The sequence below is a fragment of the Streptomyces inhibens genome (assembly GCF_003389455.1).
GTDB classification, from domain to species: domain Bacteria; phylum Actinomycetota; class Actinomycetes; order Streptomycetales; family Streptomycetaceae; genus Streptomyces; species Streptomyces inhibens.
Genome location: NZ_QUAC01000081.1, coordinates 1 through 3,511, shown reverse-complemented (window position 1 = coordinate 3,511; position 3,511 = coordinate 1). Strand labels below are relative to the sequence as shown.

Genomic DNA, 3,511 nt, shown 5'->3' with positions numbered 1-3,511 from the left:
CTGGAGGACTGCAAACGGGTCTGCCCCGGACCCCCAAACGGGGCGGGCCCGGACACCTGTTGAGGTGTCCGGGCCCGCCGTGGCGCAGTTGCGCCGTGCTCACTGCGTGCGGTTCTCGCCGCGGTAGTACTCGAAGACCCAGCCGAAGAGGCCGACGAGGATCACCGGGAGGGAGAAGTACAGCAGCCACCAGCCGAAGACCACGCCCATGAAGGCGAGCGCACCGCCGACGGCCAGGGAGAGCGGCTGCCAGCTGTGCGGGCTGAAGAAGCCCAGCTCACCGGCGTCGTCCGAGACCTCGGCGTTCTCGTTGTCCTGTGCACCCGCGTCGACCCGCCGGGCCGTGAAGGCCAGGTAGTAGCCGACCATGATGCACAGACCGAAGGCCAGGAACAGTGCGGTGGTACCCGCGGGCTCCTTCGACCAGACGCCATAGACGATCGCCATGGCGAGGACGAAGACGGAGAGCCAGATGAACATCTTGCCCTGGATCTTCACTTGCCCGCCTCCTTGCCGCCGGCGAGGGACTTGTCGTCCTCAGTGCCGTGACCGTTGCGCAGCGCGTCAAGGGCCGCGATCTCCGGGTGGTGCAGGTCGAACGCCGGGGATTCGGAGCGAATACGCGGCAAGGTGAGGAAGTTGTGCCGCGGCGGCGGGCAGGACGTCGCCCACTCCAGCGAACGGCCGTAGCCCCAGGGGTCGTCGACCTCGACCTTCTCGCCGTACTTCGCCGTCTTCCACACGTTGTAGAGGAACGGCAGTATCGACAGACCGAGCAGGAACGAGCTGATCGTCGAGATGGTGTTCAGCGTCGTGAAGCCGTCGGCCGAGAGGTAGTCCGCGTAACGCCGCGGCATGCCCTCGGCGCCCAGCCAGTGCTGGACGAGGAAGGTGCCGTGGAAGCCGATGAACAGCGTCCAGAAGGTGATCTTGCCGAGGCGCTCGTCCAGCATCTTGCCGGTGAACTTCGGCCACCAGAAGTGGAAGCCGGCGAACATCGCGAAGACGACCGTGCCGAAGACGACGTAGTGGAAGTGCGCCACCACGAAGTACGAGTCGGAGACGTGGAAGTCCATCGGCGGCGAGGCCAGGATGACACCGGTCAGACCACCGAAGGTGAAGGTGATCAGGAAGCCGATCACCCAGAGCATCGGCGTCTCGAAGGACAGTGAGCCCTTCCACATCGTGCCGATCCAGTTGAAGAACTTCACACCGGTCGGCACCGCGATCAGGAACGTCATGAAGGAGAAGAACGGCAACAGCACGCCGCCCGTCACATACATGTGGTGCGCCCACACCGTGACCGAGAGACCGGCAATCGAAATCGTCGCCGCAATCAGACCGATGTAACCGAACATCGGCTTCCGGGAGAAGACCGGAATGATCTCGGAAACGATGCCGAAGAACGGCAGGGCGATGATGTACACCTCGGGATGGCCGAAGAACCAGAAGAGGTGCTGCCAGAGCAATGCGCCGCCATTGGCCGCGTCGAATACATGCGCACCGAATTTACGGTCCGCCTCCAGCGCGAACAGCGCCGCCGCCAGCACCGGGAAGGCCAGCAGGACCAGCACACCGGTCAGCAGCACGTTCCAGGTGAAGATCGGCATCCGGAACATCGTCATGCCAGGCGCGCGCATGCAGATGATCGTGGTGATGAAGTTGACCGAACCGAGGATCGTGCCGAAACCGGAGAAGGCCAGACCCATGATCCACATGTCGGCACCGACGCCCGGCGAACGCACCGCGTCCGAGAGCGGCGAGTACGCGAACCAGCCGAAGTCCGCCGCACCCTGCGGGGTGAGGAAGCCGGCCACCGCGATCAGCGAGCCGAACAGGTAGAGCCAGTAGGCGAACATGTTCAGCCGCGGGAACGCCACGTCGGGCGCGCCGATCTGCAGCGGCATGATCCAGTTCGCGAAGCCCGCGAACAGCGGCGTCGCGAACATCAGCAGCATGATCGTGCCGTGCATCGTGAACGCCTGGTTGAACTGCTCGTTCGACATGATCTGCGTGCCGGGACGGGCCAGCTCGGCGCGCATGAGCAGCGCCATGAGGCCGCCGATGCAGAAGAACGCGAACGACGTGACCAGATACATCGTGCCGATGGTCTTGTGGTCAGTGGTCGTCAGCCACTTCACGGCAGCGATACCGGGTTGCTTCTTGCGTACAGGCGGTGCTGCCGGAGCCGTATCGGCGGCGGCACCCTGAGGTTCGTTGAGGATGCTCACTGGTTCTTGGTCTCCGCATTCCTGGCGTGATCCGTCTGCTTGATGCCCGACGGCAGGTATCCGGTCTGGCCCTTCTTCGCCAGGTCCTTCAGGTGCTCCCGGTACCGCTCGGGGGAGACGACCTTGACGTTGAAGAGCATCCGAGAGTGGTCGACGCCGCAGAGCTCGGCGCACTTGCCCATGAAGGTGCCCTCCTTGTTGGGGGTCACCTCGAAGACATTGGTGTGGCCCGGGATGACGTCCTGCTTCATCAGGAACGGCACCACCCAGAAGGAGTGGATGACATCGCGCGATGTCAGCACGAACTGGACCGTCTCGCCCTTCGGCAGCCACAGGGTCGGACCCGGGTTACCGGTCTGCGGGTTCCGCGTGCCCGGGATACCGACGTCATAGACACCGTCGGCACCGGCCGGGGCGGTCTTCTTCCACTTGTCCGGGATCGCGGAGAGCGCGCTGGAGTTGATGTTCGTGGTCGACTTGTTGCCGTCCACGTCCTCCAGGTAGTTGAACCCCCAGCTCCACTGGAAGCCCACCACATTGACGACGTGGTCCGGCTTCTTGGAAGTCTTGAGGAGTGCGCTCTCATCGCGCGCGGTGAAGTAGAAAAGCACCGCGATGATGATGAACGGGACGATCGTGTACAAAGCCTCGATCGGCATGTTGTACCGGGTCTGCGCGGGTACCTCCACCTTGGTCCTGCTGCGGCGGTGGAAGATCACGCTCCAAATGATCAGGCCCCACACCAGCACGCCCGTTGCGAGGGCGGCGGCCCAGGAGCCCTGCCAAAGAGAGAGGATCCGCGGCGCCTCGTCGGTGACGGGCGTTGGCATGCCGAGGCGAGGAAAGTCCTTATATGTGCAACCAGTAGCGGTCGCCAGGACCAGGCCCGCAGCAAGCACCTGCGGCAGCTTCCGCCGCATCGGGCGCCGCGACGAGCGGTCGGAGCCGTTGGGACTCACGTAGCGCCTTCCCGAGAGTCTCGCCCGCGCGGTCGGCTGCGGCCTTACTCGCTGGTCGGTCGCCGCCCTGCGTCGGGCAGGGGTTTGGATGTTTATGCGGACCAAACCCTACTGGACGCTATTTGGGGTCGCGCGGGGAGGGTGCCCAACGCGCCGCGACGCACCCCTAAGGGGTGGCCGGCTCCCCCGGGGAGCATCCGCCGGACCCCCGATTACCCGCTCCCACCAGGCATCTGACGGCATGCCCAGCACCGCGACCGCCCTGCCCGCCGGGCCCCGCGGACGGCCGCCCCGCCCGCCGTGGCGCGGGGCCGCGCTCCG

3 protein-coding genes are annotated in these 3,511 nt (G+C 65.3%); all 3 read right to left on the bottom strand.

Translation table 11 applies throughout. The features are described from left to right. Positions 1-99: 99 nt before the first annotated feature. From DY245_RS11600 to ctaC, 3 genes are read right to left on the bottom strand one after another with little or no spacing between them, the layout of a single operon-like run. Positions 100-498: a cytochrome c oxidase subunit 4 gene (locus DY245_RS11600; RefSeq protein WP_128506350.1), complete on the bottom strand. Its 399-nt coding sequence runs from the start codon at positions 496-498 to the stop codon at positions 100-102. Next, positions 495-2,231 (bottom strand): aa3-type cytochrome oxidase subunit I, encoded by a 1,737-nt coding sequence (gene ctaD, locus DY245_RS11595; protein WP_128506348.1) that lies wholly within the window; start codon positions 2,229-2,231, stop codon positions 495-497. The genes DY245_RS11600 and ctaD overlap by 4 nt, the downstream gene beginning before the upstream one ends. Continuing rightward, the gene (gene ctaC, locus DY245_RS11590) at positions 2,228-3,190 is read right to left on the bottom strand and encodes an aa3-type cytochrome oxidase subunit II (protein WP_181923630.1); all 963 of its coding nucleotides are present in this window, start codon (positions 3,188-3,190) and stop codon (positions 2,228-2,230) included. The genes ctaD and ctaC overlap by 4 nt, the downstream gene beginning before the upstream one ends. Positions 3,191-3,511 lie beyond the last annotated feature (321 nt).